The 17345-nt window shown below is 63.1% G+C and carries 20 protein-coding genes; 10 read left to right on the top strand and 10 right to left on the bottom strand.

Features of this window, described 5'->3' with window-relative positions; all coding sequences use genetic code 11:
* Window positions 1-140: 140 nt before the first annotated feature.
* Complete coding sequence (locus B2U07_RS10350; RefSeq protein ID WP_197855143.1) at window positions 141-335, top strand: hypothetical protein; 195 nt, start codon at window positions 141-143, stop codon at window positions 333-335.
* A 13-nt stretch (window positions 336-348) separates the two neighbouring features.
* Here B2U07_RS10350 and B2U07_RS10345 read toward each other — a convergent pair whose 3' ends face one another.
* The gene (locus B2U07_RS10345; protein ID WP_275546918.1) at window positions 349-750 is read right to left on the bottom strand and encodes a quorum-sensing-regulated virulence factor family protein; all 402 of its coding nucleotides are present in this window, start codon (window positions 748-750) and stop codon (window positions 349-351) included.
* 399 nt (window positions 751-1149) lie between these two features.
* Here B2U07_RS10345 and B2U07_RS10340 point away from each other — a divergent pair, with 399 nt between their 5' ends.
* Window positions 1150-1872, top strand: a complete 723-nt coding sequence (locus tag B2U07_RS10340; protein WP_197855147.1) for a tRNA-uridine aminocarboxypropyltransferase — start codon at window positions 1150-1152, stop codon at window positions 1870-1872.
* Here B2U07_RS10340 and B2U07_RS10335 read toward each other — a convergent pair.
* Window positions 1832-2758, bottom strand: coding sequence for a DMT family transporter (locus B2U07_RS10335; protein WP_296276883.1), 927 nt, complete (start codon window positions 2756-2758; stop codon window positions 1832-1834). The two genes, B2U07_RS10340 and B2U07_RS10335, sit on opposite strands and share 41 nt — an antisense overlap.
* Before the next feature lie 202 nt (window positions 2759-2960).
* Here B2U07_RS10335 and erdR point away from each other — a divergent pair, with 202 nt between their 5' ends.
* Complete coding sequence (gene erdR / locus B2U07_RS10330; RefSeq protein ID WP_197855151.1) at window positions 2961-3608, top strand: response regulator transcription factor ErdR; 648 nt, start codon at window positions 2961-2963, stop codon at window positions 3606-3608.
* A gap of 39 nt (window positions 3609-3647) precedes the next feature.
* On the opposite strand, the gene B2U07_RS10325 is transcribed toward erdR, so the two are convergent.
* On the bottom strand, window positions 3648-4574 hold the full coding sequence (locus B2U07_RS10325; protein WP_275546916.1) for a LysR family transcriptional regulator: 927 nt from the start codon (window positions 4572-4574) through the stop codon (window positions 3648-3650).
* Between the two features lie 114 nt (window positions 4575-4688).
* Between B2U07_RS10325 and fpr the strand changes: the two genes are divergently transcribed.
* Entirely contained in the window at window positions 4689-5468 is a 780-nt protein-coding gene (fpr, locus tag B2U07_RS10320; RefSeq protein ID WP_275546915.1) for a ferredoxin-NADP reductase, read from the top strand.
* A 268-nt stretch (window positions 5469-5736) separates the two neighbouring features.
* On the opposite strand, the gene B2U07_RS10315 is transcribed toward fpr, so the two are convergent.
* From B2U07_RS10315 to B2U07_RS10305, 3 genes are read right to left on the bottom strand one after another with little or no spacing between them, the layout of a single operon-like run.
* Window positions 5737-6291, bottom strand: coding sequence for a peptidylprolyl isomerase (locus B2U07_RS10315; protein WP_275546914.1), 555 nt, complete (start codon window positions 6289-6291; stop codon window positions 5737-5739).
* A gap of 5 nt (window positions 6292-6296) precedes the next feature.
* A complete protein-coding gene (locus tag B2U07_RS10310; RefSeq protein ID WP_275546913.1) occupies window positions 6297-7094 on the bottom strand; it encodes an alpha/beta fold hydrolase in 798 nt (265 codons plus the stop codon).
* Window positions 7095-7106: 12 nt separating this feature from the next.
* A complete protein-coding gene (locus tag B2U07_RS10305; RefSeq protein WP_275546912.1) occupies window positions 7107-8033 on the bottom strand; it encodes a LysR family transcriptional regulator in 927 nt (308 codons plus the stop codon).
* A gap of 58 nt (window positions 8034-8091) precedes the next feature.
* Here B2U07_RS10305 and B2U07_RS10300 point away from each other — a divergent pair, with 58 nt between their 5' ends.
* The 4 genes from B2U07_RS10300 to rarD all read left to right on the top strand — a co-directional run bounded on the left by B2U07_RS10300 (window position 8092) and on the right by rarD (window position 11071).
* Window positions 8092-8406 (top strand): 3-phosphoglycerate kinase, encoded by a 315-nt coding sequence (locus tag B2U07_RS10300; RefSeq protein ID WP_275546911.1) that lies wholly within the window; start codon window positions 8092-8094, stop codon window positions 8404-8406.
* A gap of 134 nt (window positions 8407-8540) precedes the next feature.
* Window positions 8541-9140 carry an FMN-dependent NADH-azoreductase gene (locus tag B2U07_RS10295; RefSeq protein ID WP_275546910.1) on the top strand — a complete coding sequence of 200 codons (600 nt, stop codon included), beginning with the start codon at window positions 8541-8543 and terminating at the stop codon, window positions 9138-9140.
* 162 nt (window positions 9141-9302) lie between these two features.
* Window positions 9303-10169 carry a carboxylate/amino acid/amine transporter gene (locus tag B2U07_RS10290; protein ID WP_013714469.1) on the top strand — a complete coding sequence of 289 codons (867 nt, stop codon included), beginning with the start codon at window positions 9303-9305 and terminating at the stop codon, window positions 10167-10169.
* A complete protein-coding gene (gene rarD / locus B2U07_RS10285; protein ID WP_275546909.1) occupies window positions 10169-11071 on the top strand; it encodes an EamA family transporter RarD in 903 nt (300 codons plus the stop codon). Before B2U07_RS10290 ends, rarD begins: the two co-directional genes overlap by 1 nt.
* On the opposite strand, the gene B2U07_RS10280 is transcribed toward rarD, so the two are convergent.
* Together B2U07_RS10280 and B2U07_RS10275 are read right to left on the bottom strand one after the other, a co-directional pair.
* Window positions 11058-11636, bottom strand: coding sequence for a dihydrofolate reductase family protein (locus B2U07_RS10280; protein WP_013714471.1), 579 nt, complete (start codon window positions 11634-11636; stop codon window positions 11058-11060). The two genes, rarD and B2U07_RS10280, sit on opposite strands and share 14 nt — an antisense overlap.
* An 86-nt stretch (window positions 11637-11722) precedes the next feature.
* Window positions 11723-12133, bottom strand: coding sequence for an anti-virulence regulator CigR family protein (locus B2U07_RS10275; RefSeq protein WP_013714472.1), 411 nt, complete (start codon window positions 12131-12133; stop codon window positions 11723-11725).
* Window positions 12134-12310: 177 nt separating this feature from the next.
* Here B2U07_RS10275 and B2U07_RS10270 point away from each other — a divergent pair, with 177 nt between their 5' ends.
* A complete protein-coding gene (locus B2U07_RS10270; RefSeq protein WP_419096339.1) occupies window positions 12311-13657 on the top strand; it encodes a DEAD/DEAH box helicase in 1347 nt (448 codons plus the stop codon).
* A 146-nt stretch (window positions 13658-13803) separates the two neighbouring features.
* On the opposite strand, the gene B2U07_RS10265 is transcribed toward B2U07_RS10270, so the two are convergent.
* Both B2U07_RS10265 and B2U07_RS10260 read right to left on the bottom strand, forming a co-directional pair.
* Window positions 13804-15639 carry an ABC transporter ATP-binding protein gene (locus tag B2U07_RS10265; RefSeq protein ID WP_296276882.1) on the bottom strand — a complete coding sequence of 612 codons (1836 nt, stop codon included), beginning with the start codon at window positions 15637-15639 and terminating at the stop codon, window positions 13804-13806.
* 44 nt (window positions 15640-15683) lie between these two features.
* The gene (locus B2U07_RS10260; protein WP_275546906.1) at window positions 15684-16748 is read right to left on the bottom strand and encodes a metal-dependent hydrolase; all 1065 of its coding nucleotides are present in this window, start codon (window positions 16746-16748) and stop codon (window positions 15684-15686) included.
* Between the two features lie 132 nt (window positions 16749-16880).
* On the opposite strand from B2U07_RS10260, the gene arfB reads away from it, so the two are divergent.
* Window positions 16881-17294, top strand: a complete 414-nt coding sequence (gene arfB / locus B2U07_RS10255; RefSeq protein ID WP_296276944.1) for an alternative ribosome rescue aminoacyl-tRNA hydrolase ArfB — start codon at window positions 16881-16883, stop codon at window positions 17292-17294.
* Window positions 17295-17345 lie beyond the last annotated feature (51 nt).

Below are 17345 nucleotides of genomic sequence, written 5' to 3'. Positions count from 1 at the left end.
TCGCTCATGCAGGATCTGCCAGCCATGAAGTGCTGTTTCTGTCCGTGGCTAGTGGGCATAGGGCTGGTAGCCGACGAGCGGCGGAACCTCGCCCGCTACGCCGAGTCTGCTGTTTGGTCAAGGTGAAGGGAGTGACAGGCATGCCCAAGTTGACTCTGGAGATAGAAACGAGCCTCTATCGCATGCTGCAGCAGGCAGCGCATAACAGCCAGCTGAGTCTCGAGGACGAGTGCACGCGTCGCCTCGAAGGTGGTGGGCGACGCTCACGCTACATGGAGGCCTTGCTTGCCGAACTGCGCGCCGATGACGCGCAGCGCCGGGTGCACAGGGGCTGACGCCAGCCTTCGATCAAAGGCCGCAGTCGCCCTTGTCGAAGACTTCGACGGTTACCGGGCGATTGCTGCGGTACTCGCTGAACTGGTAGCGCAGTTGCGCGCCTTCGGCCAGCAGGGCGCGATAACCCGAATTGCGGCAGACGCTGGCGGCCAGTTGCGCACGCACGATGTCGGGATTGCCGCGCATCTGCGCAGCATGCGCTTCACGTACGCTGAGGTGGTTGATCAGCGTATGGCCTTCCACGGTATAACCCTGATCGAGAATGTCCTCGTTGATCGCCCGTGGCGTGCCTTCGCTGCTTTGTCGGGCGACCTGCTCCAGGGTGCGAGTCAGTTCCATCTCCTTCAGCGAAGCGGCCTGAGCGGTAGAAAACATCAGGCTGAACGCGAGGGCGGGAAGGATGTAGCGCAGCATGTAATGACTCCTGAAAACGTGGACGAGGGTTGGACAGGGCCTCGGGAAGAATGTTCGCGGCGCTGGCCGTTGGCTGTCTGAAACGGTGAATTACCGATAACAGCGCTGCATGCTGTCCAGGCGGCAAGACTCGCCTTTTTCGACGCAAGCCGGTACGTGATGACCTTAGGTAGTGTACTGGTTTGGCCAGACGCTCGGGCGCAGGCATGCCGTCATCCAATGGATGTGCGACGTTCAGGCGAGATGCTCGGCCGCCTACCTCGGCTGGCCTGATCTGGGCGACGACCGCGCCGGCGCGTACGACCCCCGCATCCACTTCATCGGTCTGTCCTTGGTCCACGCCGTTCGAAGGGCGAGCGCGGTGGTAGAATCCCGCCCCCGTTTGCAGTTGCTCGCTCCATGACTCATCCAGCCCCACATGCCGTTGCCCGTTTGCGCGCAGAGCGCCTGGCGCGCAGCGTCAAACCCTTCATCGCCCGCGGTTCGCGCGCCGAGCGCTGCCCTGACTGTCGGGTGCAGCCGACTCATTGCCTGTGTGCCTGGCGCCCGCAGGTTCAGGCCAATGCCGGCATGTGCCTGGTGATGCACGATATCGAGGCGCTGAAACCGAGCAATACCGGTTGGCTGATCGCCGACGTGGTGCCTGAAACTCACGCCTTCGGCTGGACGCGCACCGCTGTCGATCCGGCGCTGCTGGAGCTGTTGGCCGATCCGCAGTGGCAGCCTTATCTGGTCTTTCCCGGTGAGTACGTCACGCCGCAGCGCGTGGTGGAAGAGGTGCAGCTTGTGCCCGGCAAGCGGCCGCTGTTCGTGCTGCTCGATGCCACCTGGACCGAGGCGCGCAAGATGTTTCGCAAGAGCCCTTATCTGGACGCCTTGCCGGTGCTCAGCCTGACACCGGCGCAGCTATCGCGCTATCGCCTGCGTCGCTCCACGCGCGGGGAGCATCTGTGCACGGCCGAAGTGGCCGCCATGTGCTTGGAGCTGGCGGGTGATCTGCGCGCCGGCGAGGCGCTGGACGACTATCTCGATGCTTTCAGCCAGCACTACCTGGCGGCTAAGCGGCGCCTGCCACTGGAGCTCAACGACGCTCTGCACCAGCGCTTGCAGTCGTACCGCTGAGATCGTTCGGCAGAGGCTTGGGCCACAGCTGAGCCAGCAGCATGCCGCCGAACATCAGTGCACAACCCAGATAGCCGCGCAGTGCCAGCACCTCACCCAGCAGCAGGGCGCCGGCTATCGCGGCGAACACCGCCTCCAGCGAGAGAATGATCGCCGCGTGCGAGGCGATGGCATGCTGCTGCGCGACCACCTGCAGGGTAAAGCCCACCGCTACGCCGAACAGGCCGCCATAGAGAATGGCCGGTGCGGCCTGGAGGATGCCGTCCAGTGTCGCGGTTTCGAATACCGCTGCCAGTAGCAGGCTGATCACCGCGCAGGTGGCGAACTGGATGAAGGCCAGGCGCAGCGGGTCGTGGCGGCTGGCGAAGAAGCCCACCAGCAACACGTGAACACCCCAGACGAAGGCGCCGGCCAGCTGCAGCCAGTCGCCTGAGGCCACGGTGAAACCCTCACCGACGCTGAGCAAAAACATGCCGACCACCGCCAGACTGGCGCCCAGCCAGATGCCTGCACTGCTGCGTTGGCCGATCAGCAGGCCGAGAATCGGTACGACGATCACGTACAGCCCGGTGATGAAGCCGGAGTTGGTCACGGTGGTGAACAGCAGGCCGACCTGCTGCAGGTTGATGCCCAGCGACAGCGCCAGGCCCATGATCACGCCGCCGATCAGCAGGTTGCGATTCAGAGGGGCGACCGGGCATTGTTGACGACGCTGCAGCAGGGCCAGCACCGGCAGCAGCGCCAGGCAGGCGAGGGCGAAACGCAGGCCGGTATAAAGGAAGGGACTGATATTATCCATGCCCAGGCGCTGGGCGACGAATGAGCTGCCCCAGATCATCGCGGTAATCAGCATCAACAGGTCGGCGCGCAGGGCTTGGCTTCGCATCGGAGCGTCTCGCTAGGAAAGTTGCGCATGCTGCCGCAAAGCGTTGAGCTTGACCACCCCGCCACAGCTCGGCATGCTGAGCGCCGCCGTCGGTCCGAGTGGGGAGTCTGTGATGTGGATGAGCAGGCTTGAGCGGATCTTCAGGCGAAAAGCACTGCCATACTCACCTCGGTGCCACTCATAAGAAGAACAGGATCTGCCAATGGCCGCCTATGAAATCCTGATTGCCGACGACCACCCGCTGTTTCGCAGCGCACTGCAGCAAGCATTGACCCTGGGGCTGGGGCCTGAGGTCCGTCTGGTAGAAGCTGCCAGCATCGCTGAACTCGAAGGCCACCTGGCCGCCAAGAGCGATTGGGACCTGGTCCTGCTCGATCTGAACATGCCGGGCGCCTACGGGTTTTCCGGCCTGGTGCTGCTGCGCGGTCAGTACCCGCAGATTCCCGTAGTGATGATTTCCGCTCAGGAAGAAGCTTCCGTGGTCAACCGCTCCCGCGAGTTCGGCGCCAGCGGCTTCATTCCCAAATCCAGCCCGCTGGAAACCTTGCAGCAGGCCGTGCGTCAGGTGCTCGATGGCGACACCTGGTGGCCGCCGCTGGCCGAGGAGAGCGCACCGGTGTCCGAAGAGGCCAAGGCCGCCAGCGCCGGCCTCGCCAGCCTGACGCCGCAACAGTTCCGCGTGCTGACCATGGTTTGCGAAGGTCTGCTGAACAAGCAGATCGCCTACGAGCTGAGCGTGTCCGAGGCGACGGTCAAGGCGCATGTCACGGCGATTTTCCGCAAGCTCGGCGTGCGTACCCGCACCCAGGCGGCGCTGCTGTTGCAGCAGATGGAGTCGATTCCGGGCTGATATCGCGGCGCCGCGTGACGCTGGATCGACGCTGACCGTTCAGACGATCGGTGGCAGGACGATCTGATCACTGCGGCTGACTCCGGCGGTCAGCGCACGACACTGTTCGAGAAACTCGCGCATCGCCGCCGTCTGGTACTTCTGCTTGTGCCAGATGAAGTAGAACTGCCGGCGCAGGTCCAATTCCGGGGTCTCCACCGGCATCAGGCTGCCGCGGCGAAAGGCGTCGCGCAGCGCCAGGCGTGAAATGCAGCCGATGCCCAGGCCTGATTCCACCGCGCGCTTGATCGCCTCGGTGTGTTCCAGCTCCAGGCGGATATTGAGGTTGCGCGGGTGATGACGCATGGCCTGATCGAAGGTCAGGCGGGTGCCCGAGCCCTGTTCGCGCAGAATCCAAGCTTCGTGCGTCAGCTCTTCCAGGCTGGCGCTACCTCGTTTGGCCAGCGGGTGCTGCGGGGCGCAGAACACCACCAGCTCATCCTTGACCCAGGGTTGCACCTCGATGTCCGGATGCTGGCAGTCGCCTTCGATCAAACCGAGATCCAGCTCGTAATGGGCGATCTGCTGCACCACATGGGCGGTGTTGTGCACCTGCAGCTTCACCCGGCACTCCGGGTGGTGCTGCATGAAGCTGCCAATCAGCAGCGTCGCCAGGTAGTTGCCCACAGTAAGCGTGGCGCCAACGTTCAGCGAGCCATAACCACTCTTACCGCCCAGCAGGCGTTCGATCTCGCGCGCCTGGTCGATCAGCGCCACGGCCTCGGGCAGCAACTGCCGACCCAATGCGTTGAGCGCCAGGCGTTTGCCGGCGCGATCGAACAGCTGGCAGTCGGACTGCCGCTCCAGCTCGGTCAGCGAGGTGCTGGTGGCAGACTGCGACAATGCGAGCGATTGCGCCGCGCGCGAGACGCTCTCATGCTGCGCCACGGCAACGAATACTTGAAGTTGTCTGAGAGTAAATCGCATATCGATATAACCGATAACCTATATCTTGATAATCCACTTAACAGATATTGTTGCCGCGAATAGAATGCCGCGCAATCGCGCCTTTTGGCGCTGAAGTTCTTCGAGGAAATCATCATGAGCAATATGAACGTCGAGCGCGTGCTCAGCGTCCACCACTGGAACGATACGCTGTTCAGCTTCAAGTGCACCCGTGACCCGGGCCTGCGCTTCGAAAATGGCCAGTTCGTGATGATCGGCCTGCAGCAGGACAATGGCCGCCCGCTGATGCGCGCATACTCCATCGCCAGCCCGAACTGGGAAGAGCACCTGGAATTCTTCAGCATCAAGGTGCCGGACGGCCCGCTGACCTCGCAGCTGCAGCACCTGAAGGAAGGCGACGAGATCATCATCAGCAAGAAGCCCACCGGCACCCTGGTGCTCGATGACCTCAACCCCGGCAAGCACCTGTACCTGCTGAGCACCGGCACCGGCCTGGCGCCGTTCATGAGCGTGATCCAGGACCCGGAAACCTACGAGCGCTTCGAGAAGGTGATTCTGGTGCACGGCGTGCGTTACGTGAACGAAGTCGCCTACCGCGAGTTCATCACCGAGCACCTGCCGCAGAACGAATTCTTCGGCGACGCGCTGAAGAACAAGCTGGTCTACTACCCGACCGTGACCCGTGAGCCGTTCGAGAATCAGGGCCGCCTGACCGATCTGATGCGTAGCGGCAAGCTGTTCGCCGACATCGGCCTGCCGCCGATCAACCCGCAGGACGACCGCGCGATGATCTGCGGTAGCCCGAGCATGCTCGACGAGACCAGCGAAGTGCTCGACAGCTTCGGCCTGAAGATTTCCCCGCGCATGCGTGAGCCGGGTGACTATCTGATCGAGCGTGCCTTCGTCGAGAAGTAAGCGCCTCCGTTGAAACGACAAAGCCGCCCAATGGGCGGCTTTGTCGTTGTAGGAGCGAATTCATTCGCGATGCGTATTGGCCAATCGCGAATGAATTCGCTCCTACAGGTGCTTGATCAGTCGTGGTGCGATCTCCCGGATTGCATCCGGGCTACGGTGTTGATCAGGTGTGCCCGCGGCGCCTTGTTATTCGCGGGCAAGCCCGCTCCCACAGCGCGGCTATCGTCATGTGGGAGCGGGCTTGTCCGCGAACTGCGGTCTTGGGTATTTAAAGGCGCTTGGCGTCGATGATCAGCACCGGCTCGCGCGGCACGTTCTGGTGCATGCCGCGGTTGCTGGTGGGTACTTGGGCGATCTTGTCCACCACGTCCATGCCGCGGGTCACCTTGCCGAACACGGCGTAGCCGAAGTCGCGCGAGCTGTGGTCGAGGAAGGCGTTGTCCTTGTGGTTGATGAAGAACTGGCTGGTGGCCGAGTCGCGCGCTTGAGTGCGGGCCATGGCCAGGGTGCCACGGACGTTGTGCAGGCCATTGTCGGCCTCGTTCTTGATCGGTACTTCGGTGTCCTTCTGGCGCATGTCGGCATCGAAACCGCCGCCCTGGATCATGAAGCCCGGAATCACCCGGTGGAACTGCGTGCCGTTGTAAAAGCCGCTGTCGACGTACTGGAGGAAGTTCTGCGTGCTGACCGGTGCCTTGTCGGCGGCCAGCTCTACTTCCACCTCACCCAGGCTAGTGGTCAGCAGGACTTTAGGGTTTTCCGCGGCCAGCAGGCTGGACGACAGCAGCAGAGCGCCGGTGGCAAGAACGAGTTGCTTGAGCATGATGGTCAGTTTTCCTTGTTGGCAGTCTCGCCGAGGAAGGCGAGCAGGGCGCTATTAAAGCGTTCGGGTTGATCCAGTGGTGTGGCGTGGCGCGAATTTTCGATCACCAGCAGGCGCGCGTTCGGCATTTCTGCCACGTATTCGCGCTTGCGTTCAACCGGTGTGTAGTCGCGGTCGGCACTGATCACCAGGGTAGGACAGGTGATGCGTGCGAGGTGTTCCCGCACGCCCCAGCCGATGATGGCGTCGAGACTGGCGAGGTAGGCGCGCTTGTCGTTCTGTGGCCAGCGCTCTTCGACCTTGCGCCGCAGTTCGGCCTGTTCCGGCCTGGGAAACAGCAGCTTGGCCAGGGCCCTGGCGATGGTCTCCAGGCTGAGCAGGCGCGATAGCGTCCAGCGCTTGGCGATCTCCAGCCAGTCGCGTGCGCTTTTGGCCTTCACTTCCGGGCCGCTGTTGACGATGGTCAGGCTGCGCAGCAGTTCGGGGCGCTCGACACCGAGCTGGAAGCCGATCATGCCGCCCATGGAGATGCCCACCAGATGCACCGGCGGCAGTTGCAGATGATCGATCAGCGCGGCCACGTCATCGGCGAAATCGGCGATGCGGTAGGCCTCCTGCGGTTTGTCCGAGCGGCCATGGCCGCGCACGTCGAGGGCGATGACCCGGTAGTGCCGGGCGAGCACGGGAATCTGGTATTCCCAGTCCCGTGTGCTCGAACCCAGGCCATGCACCAACAGCAGCGGTGCGCCGTGGCCATAGTCCTCGTAATGCAACTGGCAGCCATCGTTGTCGAAGTAGGGCATGGCGGGGGCTCTTCAATGATTTGACTGCGGTGCGGCGAAGGCAGTGTCCAGCGGAGCTGCATCGAAGTTCTTGATCAGTTCGATGAGAATCTGCGTGGCCGGACCCAGCACGCGCTCTTTGTTGCTGTAGAGAAAGAACCGCGGTTTGCGCACGTCGCCCTGCGCCAGGGGCAGGACTTTCAGCGAACCCTCTTCCAGTTCGCGACTGATCAGGTGGCGCGGCAGCCAGGCGAAGCCCAGGCCGCTGCTGACGAAGGTGCGTGCGGTCGGCAGGCTGCCCACCGTCCAGCGTTGCTCCGCGCCGAGCCAGCCGGCATCGCGCGGCTGCAGGCGGCCTGTGTCACGGGTCACGACCTGCATCTGGCCCTCCAGGTCCTGAAAGCTCAGCTCGCGTTGCAGGCGGTGCAGCGGGTGCTCCGGGTTGGCGACGGCGATGAATTCCACCTCACCCAGCTCGATGCCCAGGTGGCCGGTGATGTTCAGCGCGCTGATGGCCAGGTCGGCGGTGCCTTCGAGCAGCACTTCCTCGACCCCGGACAGCACTTCCTCGCGCAGGCGCACGCGGCAACCGCGGCTCTGTGGCATGAAGGCGGTCAGCGCGCGAACGATGTTGGCGGTGGGATAGGCGGCGTCCACCACCAGGCGCACTTCGGCTTCCCAGCCCTGTTCCATGTGGTGCGCCAGGTCTTCCAGCTGGCTGGCCTGCTTGACTAGTTGCCGCGAACGGCGCAACAGCACGTCGCCGGCCTCGGTGAGCACGGCCTTGCGTCCGTCGATACGCAGCAACGGTACACCGAGCTGCTCCTGCATGCGCGCCACGGTATAGCTGACCGAGGACTGCGAGCGGTGCAGCACTTCGGCGGCCTGGGCGAAACCGCCCTGGTCCACCACGGCTTGTAGCGTGCGCCATTGATCCAGGGTTACACGGGGAGCTTTCATCACATCATCCTGCCTGAGGCGGCCTGTTACACTGGCTCTCCCATGTTGGAGAGCACCGATGAAAAAAATAATCTGCTTGCTGTTCGCCTTCCTGCCGCTGGCTGCTCATGCCTATCCCATCGAGGTGGAAAAACAGTTCAACGGCGCCGAGGTCTCGGCCACTACCCAGGAAATCGACCACAACATGGCGGCGCTGATGCTCTACAACTATGGCCAGAGCGAGGCCGAGTGCAGCGCGGTGTTCCGCAATGGCCCCGAGGCACCACGCACCCGGCGCACCGTGCTGGCGCCAGGTGCCAGCAACAACATGACGGTCAAGTTCAACCGCAGCGTGATCCGCCTGCGCATCGCCCTGACGTGCCGCCTGAAGTGATGAAGCCTAGACCTAGCATCTCGATAAATCAAATTAGTCGATATATGTAAGCGGATATTTACGCTTTTTAATCGAATGCTGCGTCTCTACTCTGTGCTCCATCGACTCTTACTCACCTCGATGGAGCCCCAGACATGTCCCGTGTTCTCGTTATCGAAAGCAGCGCCCGCCAGCAAGGTTCGGTTTCCCGCGAACTGACCCAGCAGTTCATTGCCAACTGGCAGGCTGCGCACCCGGCCGATCAGATCCAGGTTCGTGACCTGGCGCTCGAGCCGGTGCCGCACCTCGATGCCACCCTGCTGGGCGGCTGGATGACCCCGAGCGAGCAGCAGAGCGAGGCGGAAAAAGCCGCGCTGGCTCGCTCCAATCAACTCACCGACGAGCTGCTGGCCGCTGACGTGCTGGTGCTGGCCGCGCCGATGTACAACTTCGCCATCCCCAGCACCCTCAAGGCCTGGCTGGACCACGTACTGCGCGCCGGCGTGACCTTCAAGTACACCGAAACCGGCCCGCAGGGGCTGCTCACCGGCAAGCGCGCCTTCGTGCTGACCGCCCGTGGTGGCATCTACGCCGGCAGCGGCCTGGATCATCAGGAGCCCTACCTGCGTCAGGCGCTGGCCTTCATCGGTATCCACGACGTGCAGTTCATTCATGCCGAAGGCCTGAACCTGGGCGGCGAGTTCAGCGAAAAAGGGCTGGCCCAGGCCAAGGCCAAGCTGGCTGAAGTGGCTTGATACCGATCCTCCTCTCCTGAGTGCCCGTGCGCGGGCGCGCTATGCCGGTCGCTTCGCGTGAAGTGGCCGGCTTTTTTATTTGGCCGGCAAGCAGTCGCCAAAGCACGGATTGTCCGCCGCAGGGGAACGCGCTAAGGTCGCCGCCTTCCTTCGGAGGTGGCTGTGCGATATCTGCTGATAGTGACCCTGCTGTGGGCCTTTTCCTTCAGCCTGATCGGTGAGTACCTGGCTGGTCGGGTCGACAGCTACTTCGCGGTGCTGACGCGTATCGTCATCGCCGGGCTGCTGTTCGTGCCACTGACCCGCTGGCGTGGTCACGCACCGGCGTTCGTGCGCGGCATGTTACTGATCGGAGCGCTGCAGTTCGGCATCACCTATGTCTGCCTGTACCTCAGCTTCTCGGTGCTGACAGTGCCGGAAGTGCTGCTGTTCACCATCCTCACGCCGCTGCACGTGACACTGATCGAGGATGCGCTGAATCGCAGGTTCAACCCCTGGGCACTGGCAGCTGCACTGGTGGCAGTGTTGGGCGCCGGGATCATTCGCTACGATGGCATCAGCAGTGGCTTCATGCTGGGCTTCCTGCTGCTGCAGGTGGCCAACTTCACCTTTGCGGCAGGGCAGGTGCTGTACAAGCATTTGCTGCTCCGGCACCCCTCCAGCGAGCCGCAGTACAGGCGTTTCGGTTTCTTCTATCTGGGTGCGCTGCTGATAGCGCTGCCGGCCTTCCTGCTGTTGGGCAATGGTGAGCGCCTGCCGAGCTCTGCATTGCAATGGAGCGTACTGATGTGGCTCGGTGTGGTGGCGTCCGGCCTGGGTTTGTACTGGTGGAACAAGGGCGCCAGTCTGGTCGATGGTGGCACGCTGGCTGTGATGAATAACGTGCTGGTACCGGCGGGGCTGCTGGTCAATCTGCTGATCTGGAATCACGATGCCGATCTGCTGCGTCTGACCCTGGGTGGTGCGGTGATCGCTGCCTCGCTGCCATTGCTCAGGCTGGGTCGCCATAAGCCTGTCGAGGTGCGCTGATGCAATTGTCTGGACGCGGTGTGGCGCTGTCGGTTGGTGCCTCGATGTTGTTCGCCTTGTTACCGGGCTACGTGCAGTGGCTGAACCCGCTTGATGGCGTGCAGATATTCGCGCAGCGCGTGCTCTGGTCGATTCCTCTGGTTCTGCTGCTGGTCGTGTTGACGCGGCAAACAGCTTCGCTGCGCGAGACCTTCATACGCCTTCGCCGTGAACCGCTTTTGCTGGCCGCCTGCCCGCTGGCAGCGGCGTTGATCGGTGTGCAGTGGGGGCTGTTTCTCTGGGCACCGCTGGCCGGGCACATGCTGGAAGTGTCCATGGGCTACTTCCTGCTGCCGTTAGCGATGGTGCTGACCGGACGACTGTTCTACGGCGAGCGCCTGCGCCCGTTGCAACAGTTGGCGGTGACTTGCGCCATGCTCGGTGTGTTGCACGAGCTTTGGCGTACTCAGGCGTTCTCCTGGCTGACGTTGGTCACCGCGCTGGGCTATCCGCCTTATTTCATGTTACGCCGCTGGATGCGACTGGATGCTCTGTCCGGCTTCGTGTTGGAGATGCTGATGCTGGCGCCGTTGGCGATCTGGCTGATCATCGCCTATGGCCCCGCAGGGGCATTTGCCGAACGCCCGCAGCTGTGGTTGCTGGTGCCGGTGATGGCCCTGATCGGTACCCTGGCGTTTGCCGCTTACATGGCGTCCAGCCGGCTGCTGCCTCTCGGACTATTCGGCATTCTCAGCTATGTCGAGCCGGTGCTGTTGTTCGGCGTGGCGCTACTGGTGCTGGGAGAGACGTTCGATGCGGGGCAATGGCTGACCTACCTGCCGATCTGGGCGGCTGTGTTGCTGGTCGGTTGGGACAGCGCACGGCTGCTGCGCAGGCAGCGCGAAAACGTCAAGCTGCGCTGATGCGCGGGGTGGGCATCTGGGTTAGCGCATTGCTCTGCTTCTGCACCTGGTAATGCAGCTGCAGGGTGCCACTGTCGAACCGACGTTGCTCGCTCAGTGTCAGGCTGCGCTCCATGCCGGTGGCCAGTAGCGGAACGCCGGCACCAAGCAGGTGAGGTACCAGATTGATCACCACTTCGTCGATCAGCCCGGCGGTGTAGCAGTTACCGGCGAGCAGGCTGCCGCCGACCAGCCAGATGCGTTGAAAGCCGGCCTCGTTCAAGGCCGCGACCGCTTGGGCTGGTGTGCAGTGGGTCAGCTGGATCTCATCGCTGGCGCGCGGCAGGGCCAGGCGAGTCAACACTACGCAGGGTTTGCCGGGGTAGGGCCAGGGGCCGCCGCGCTGGAGCAGCGCTTCGTAGGTGACCCGGCCCATCAGCAGCGCATCGATGCCCGAATAGAAGTACTGGAAACTGTACTCTTCATCAGCCTGACGCAACGAGTCGAACCAGTCGAGGCGGCCATCGGGACGAGCGATGTAGCCATCGAGGCTGGAGGTGACGTGGTAGATCAGGGACGGGTTCATCATGCACCTCGGGAGGGCTATCTGGAAATTGGAGTGGCGCCGCTGAAACAAGTTCGTCGCGCGCCTCACCGCTTGTCGGAAGGCTCTCAGTCCAGGACGTTGCGCAGGATTTCGTAGACGATGCCGGTCGCGATGGCGACCAGCACGACGTCACGGCCGATCTGCTTCCATTCGTAGCCCTCGTAATAGGGCAGGCGCGAAGTCAGGCGGCTATCGAAGTTCTTGGCGATGCCGGGAGGCAGCGGCTTGCCTCGAGCGAGGTTCTTGGCGATGCCTGGCGGTAGTGATGAAGTGGGGCCGATCAACTGGCGATTCTCACCGAGCACGATGCGCACCTGGCCGATATCCACGCTCGGGCCGCGCAGGTCGATCTGCACGCCACCATCATGCTGATGGCCAGGCTTGCCTTTACCGGGGGGCGGGTTGGCCAGCACTGGCGAGGTGGCGAGCAGGATACACAGGCCAATGCTGAGCGTTGCCTGGGGTTTGGTAAGCATGGCGGCACTCCCTGGAGGATTATGCCGATTAGATAGTGGGCGAGCCGCTTCGGTTCCCGTTCGCCTATAGCCGGACGGCGCCGCCAAGCGGCCGTCTGTCGGCGTATGAATGTGAGTGGCGTGCAAAGAAATTCGGCCCCGACGCCGGAAACCGTTAGGCTATGCACCGTTTTGTCGATTTTTCGAGGTAGTGCCCCCGTGTTTGCCCAATTCGCCCTGCATGAACGCCTGCTGAAAGCTGTTGCCGAGCTTAACTTCGTCGAGCCGACTCCGGTGCAGGCGGCAGCGATTCCGCCTGCGCTGGAGGGCAAGGACCTGCGGGTGATTGCCCAGACCGGCAGCGGCAAGACCGCCGCGTTCGTCCTGCCGCTGCTCAATCGCCTGCTGGGTGACGGCAACTCCAAGCAGCGCCTGAGCATTCGCGCGCTGATCCTGCTGCCAACCCGCGAGCTGGCGCAGCAGACGCTCAAGGAAGTCGAGCGCTTCGCCCAGTTCACCTTTCTCAAGGCCGGTCTGGTCACCGGTGGCGAGGACTTCAAGGTGCAGGCTGCGATGATGCGCAAGATCGATATTCTCATCGGCACGCCGGGGCGTCTGATCGAGCATGCCAATGCCGGCAACCTGCCGCTGGATGAGGTCGAGGTGCTGGTGTTCGACGAGGCTGACCGCATGCTTGACATGGGCTTCGCCGAAGATGCCCAGCGCCTGGCCGAAGCCTGTGGCCCGCACCAGACCCTGCTGTTTTCCGCCACCACCGGCGGCAATGGCCTGCGCGAGATGGTTGCCAAGGTGCTCAAGGAGCCGCAGCACTTGATGCTCAACAGCGTCAGCCAGCTCAACGAAGGTACGCGTCAGCAGATCATCACTGCCGATCACAACTACCACAAGGAACAGTTGGTTGACTGGCTGCTGGCCAACGAGACCTACGACAAGGCCATCATCTTCACCAACACCCGGGTGCAGGCCGACCGCCTATACGGCAAGTTGGTCGCCGCCGGGGTCAAGGCGTTCGTCCTGCACGGTGAGAAGGACCAGAAGGACCGCAAGCTGGCCATCGAACGCCTGCGTCAGGGGGCTGTTCGCGTGCTGGTCGCCACCGACGTGGCGGCGCGTGGCTTGGATGTCGAAGGCCTGGATCTGGTGATCAACTTCGACATGCCGCGTTCCGGCGACGAATACGTGCACCGTATCGGGCGCACCGGCCGCGCCGGTGGCGAAGGCCTGGCGGTGTCACTGATCTGCCATACCGACTGGAACTTGATGTCGAGCATCGAACGCTACCTCAAGCAGCGTTTCGAGCGTCGCACCATCAAGGAGCTGAAAGGCGTCTATCAGGGGCCGAAAAACCTCAAGGCGTCCGGCAAGGCCGCTGGCAGCAAGAAGAAAAAAGCCGAGAAGAAGGACCCGAAGAAAGCCGCCGCGCCCAAGCGCAAGACCGGTCCACGCCCGGCTGGCAAGCCTTCTGCACTGGTCAGCGCCGACGGCAGCGCGCCGCTCAAGCGCAAGAAGCCGGCAGCCGAGTGAACCATAGATCCTAGCCCGGATTGCCCCGGGCTGGGATCTCGGCCTTTCAGGCATAAAACCTGTGGAGCGGACACGTCCGCGAATGGGTTGGCAGAACAGCTTCGCGGACAAGCCCCACAATCCACACCCGGATCAACCGCGTAATCTCACTCCACCCCGACGAACCCGCCGGTCTGGTGCTGCCACAGCCGTGCGTACAGGCCGCCGTGGGCGATCAGTTCGGCGTGGGTGCCGGTTTCGATCACCTGGCCCTTGTCGATCACGACAAGGCGATCCATGCGCGCAATGGTCGACAGGCGGTGGGCGATGGCGATCACGGTCTTGCCTTCCATCAGGCTGTCCAGGCTTTCCTGAATGGCCGCTTCGACTTCCGAATCCAGCGCCGATGTGGCTTCGTCCAGCACCAGGATCGGCGCGTCCTTGAGCAGCACGCGGGCGATGGCGATGCGCTGACGCTGACCGCCGGATAGCTTCACGCCGCGTTCACCGACCTGAGCATCCATGCCGCGGCCGCCCTGGCTGTCATCGAGGGTGGGGATGAAGGCATCGGCGCGCGCCTTGCGCACCGCTTCCCAGAGTTCCTCGTCGCTGGCGCCGGGTTTGCCGTAGCGCAGGTTGTCGCGAATCGAGCGGTGCAGCAGTGAGGTGTCCTGGGTCACTACGCCGATGTTGGCGCGCAGGCTTTCCTGGGTCACCGTGGCGATGTCCTGGTCGTCGATCAGGATGCGGCCGCTTTCCAGGTCGTATAGGCGCAGCAGCAGGTTGACTAGGGTCGACTTGCCGGCGCCGGAGGGGCCGACCAGACCGATCCTCTCGCCGGGGCGAATATCGATGCTGAGGCCGGCGATCACGCCACCTTTCTTGCCGTAGTGGAAGTGGATGTCCTCGAAGCGCACGCCGCCTTGTTGCACCTTGATCGGTTTGGCGTCCGGGCGATCGAGCACCTGGCGCGGCTGGACGATGGTCTGCATGCCATCCTGCACGGTGCCGACGTTCTCGAAGATGCCGTTGACCACCCACATGATCCATTCGGCCATGTTGTTGATGCGAATCACCAGGCCCAGCGCCAGTGCAATCGCGCCGGTGGTGATCAGTGAATGGCTCCACAGCCACAGGGCCAGGGCGCCGGTGCCGACGATCAGCACGCCGTTCAGGCAGGTGATGAGAAAATCCAGTGCCGTGATGGTGCGCGACTGCAGGCGGAACTTGTCGAGCAGGTCCTGCATGGCTTCGCGGGCGTAGCTTTCCTCTTCCTGTGAGTGGGCGAAGAGCTTGAGCGTGGCGATGTTGCTGTAGCCGTCCACCACGCGGCCCATGACCTTGGAACGTGCCGAGGAGGCGGCGGCGGAGCGTGCCTTGATGCGTGGCACGAAGTACCACAGCGCCGCGCTATAGCCGACGATCCACAACGCCAGCGGCACCACCAGGCGAAGGTCGGCGGCGGCGAACAGGTACAGCGCGCTGCCGGCATAGACCACCACATGCCACAGCGCGTCGATCACCTGCATGGCCGAGTCGCGTAGCGAGGGACCGGTCTGCATCACGCGCTGGGCGACGCGCCCGGCGAAATCGTTCTGGAAGAAGCTCAGGCTCTGCTTGAGCACGTAGCGGTGGTTCTGCCAGCGAATCAGGTTGGTCAGGCCAGGGTTCACCGCCTGATGGGTGAGCAGGTTGTGCAGGCCGAACACGATGGGGCGGATGATCAGCGCCACCAGCAGCATCCACAACAACTCGCGCTGGTGCTCGTGGAAGAAGGTGCTGGCGTCCGTGCTGGCCTGAGCCATGTCGATCAATTGGCCGAGGAAGCTGAACAGCGCTACCTCGATCAGGGCGGCGAAGAAGCCGATGATCAGCACGGCGACCATCAGCGGCCACACCTGTTTCAGGTAGTGGCCGTAGAAGCGCAGCATGCCGGCTGGCGGGGCAACGTCGGGGCTGGGTTTGAAGACGTCGATCAGAGATTCGAAGCGGCGAAACAGCATTGCAGGCGTCCTGCCCAGATAAGTGGACGCTGATAGTACCGCTGTTAGTGCGAGCGAGTCTCAGTCAAAAGTGGTTTCTGCAACTCGCTGGCCCATGCCAGCAGCGGAACCTTCAGTTCGGGTTGCCAGATGCGTTTGAACAGCAGGGTCAGGTGCCCGACTTCGCCGCGCTCAAACGGCAGGCGATCAAGGCGCGGGTGCACCTGCCACTGGCCATCGCGCAACTGGGCGAAGTCGAAGCGGAAAGGGTGAAAACCGGTCATGCCCAGGCGCAGGTCGGTGACGATCAGGCGATCACCGACCTGGTCGTAACGCAGCGCGCCACCGGTGAACCACTCCAGGCGCTGGTGCATCGGCGAGGCCGCCAGTGGTTCGCGCAGGTGCGTGCCGCGCGGTAGGCGCTGCAACTGCGGAGGCTGGTCATCGAACCAGCCGATCAGGGCTTCGTGATAGTCCTCGCCGTCCAGTACGATCACTCGCCACAGCAGGGTGTTGAACGGCGTTGGGGTGATGAACAGTTGTTCGGCCTGAATGCCCTGGCGCGCCAGCTCACGCTCCACGCGCTGCTCGGCCATGAACTTGCCGGCCAGGCTGAAGCCGATGTACAGCGTCGACACCGCTAGCGCCACGGCCGGTACGCGCCAGCTCTGTTCGCGCAGCCCGGTAAACAGGCTGATCACCACCGCGGCGAGCAACGGCACGCTGTACAGCGGGTCGATAATGAACAGGCTGGACCAGGCCGTAGGCGTTGGCATCAGCGGCCAGAACAGCTGCGTGCCGTAGCTGGTGAAGGCGTCCAGCAAGGGGTGAGTGATCAGCACCAGCCATAGCGTCAGTAACAGGCGATTGGCCGAATAACCTGGGTGAGGCCGAAAACGCCTGGCCAGCCAGGTCAGCAGGAGCGCCAGGCCGCTCAGAACGAACAGCGAATGGCTGAAACCGCGGTGGTAGGTCATGTTGGCCACGGCATCGCCGTAGTCCATGACCACGTCCAGGTCGGGAAGGGTAGCCAGCGTAGCGCCATAGAGCAGGGCTTTGCGCCCCTGCCAGCGGCCGAGCAGCGCGCCCTGGATGCTGGCGCCGAGTACCGCCTGGGTTATCGAGTCCATCGCGTGCTTCCGGAAAAAGACAGGCCGCTACGTTAGCCGAGGCGCCCGACGAATGCCGTGGGGAAATTTCAAGCAAAGATTACAGCTATGGCGGGTATCCTGATGACCATGAGCCTCAAGAAATTTTTACCCATGCTGATCGTTTCCAACAGTGTTCATATCCCCGATGAGGAAATCGAGCTGACCGCCATCCGCGCCCAAGGGGCCGGCGGGCAGAACGTCAACAAGGTGTCCAGCGCTGTGCACTTGCGTTTCGACAGCCAGGCCTCGTCGCTGCCGCCGTTCTACAAGGAACGCTTGTTGGCGTTCGCCGACAGTCGCATCACCGCTGACGGCGTGGTGGTGATCAAGGCGCAGCAGTACCGTACCCAGGAGCAGAATCGCGCCGACGCCTTCGAGCGTCTTGCCGATTTGATCCGCAGCGCCGGCAAAGTGGAAAAGAAGCGCCGCCCGACCAAGCCGACCCTCGGGTCGAAGAAGCGCCGTCTGGACGGCAAGAGCAAGCGCGGTGCGATCAAGGCGGGGCGGGGCAAGGTGGATTTTTAGCAGGCCGTTGAAAAACGTCGGCGAGGCAGGCAAGACAAGGCAAAAACGGCC

Origin of the sequence: Pseudomonas sp. UBA7530 (assembly GCF_002479365.1) — a bacterium.
In the GTDB taxonomy this organism is placed as follows: domain Bacteria; phylum Pseudomonadota; class Gammaproteobacteria; order Pseudomonadales; family Pseudomonadaceae; genus Aquipseudomonas.
The sequence above is the reverse complement of the archived record's forward strand: the minus strand, read 5'-3'. Positions and strand labels throughout refer to the sequence as shown.